The sequence below is a fragment of the Vibrio sp. YT-19(2023) genome, assembly GCF_033337395.1.
In genome coordinates this window covers 1-935 of sequence record NZ_JAWOQN010000223.1, presented here as the reverse complement: position 1 = coordinate 935, position 935 = coordinate 1, and the positions used below count along the sequence as shown (strand labels likewise).

Genomic DNA, 935 nt, shown 5'->3' with positions numbered 1-935 from the left:
CCACTACGTAAGCACTTCCAACTGTTCTGTAACCTTCGTCCAGCGCAAATCCACGCAGGTCTAGAAGCTTTCTCACCGCTACGTGCAGACATCTCAGGTCGCGGCTTTGATATTGTCGTCGTACGCGAATTAACTGGTGGCATCTACTTCGGCCAGCCGAAAGGTCGTGAGGGTGAAGGCGCTAACGAAAAAGCGTTTGATACCGAGGTGTACCACCGCTACGAAATCGAACGTATTGCAAAAATCGCGTTTGAATCTGCTCGTCTACGTCGTAAGAAAGTGTGCTCAATTGACAAAGCAAACGTTCTGCAGAGTTCTATCTTATGGCGTGAAGTTGTGGAAGAGATTGCCAAAGACTACGCAGATGTCGAGTTGTCTCACATGTACATCGACAACGCGACCATGCAGTTAATCAAAGACACAGCCCAGTTCGACGTCATGTTATGTTCAAACATCTTTGGCGACATCATTTCTGATGAGTGTGCAATGATCACGGGCTCTATGGGCATGTTGCCTTCAGCAAGTCTTAACGAAAGCAAGTTCGGCCTATACGAGCCTGCCGGTGGCAGCGCACCAGATATCGCAGGCAAAAACATTGCTAACCCAGTTGCGCAGATCCTTTCTGCAGCACTGATGCTGCGTTACAGCCTTGGCGAAGAAGCTGCGGCGCAAGATATCGAATCCGCAGTATCTAAAGCACTTTCGGCAGGTGAGCTTACCGCAGACCTAGCAAGCGACAAGCCTGCACTGACGACATCAGAAATGGGTGACAAGATCGCTGAGTACATTTTGAACTCATAAACAGACTGACATTATAAATATAACTGTCGTTTGCCATCACCACAGCGGATCATCCCGTTGCGGTGACAAGGACGACGAGGAAAGGAAGCAATGGGCAAAACACTATACGAAAAAGTCTACGACGCACACGTTGC

Annotated in this window: 1 protein-coding gene; it reads left to right on the top strand. The window is 48.9% G+C overall.

Annotation, left to right across the window (positions count from 1 at the left end):
* The coding region (leuB, locus tag R7E78_RS25020; protein WP_318058460.1) for a 3-isopropylmalate dehydrogenase at window positions 1-801 on the top strand (801 nt) is incomplete at its 5' end.
* Between the last annotated feature and the right edge of the window lie 134 nt (window positions 802-935).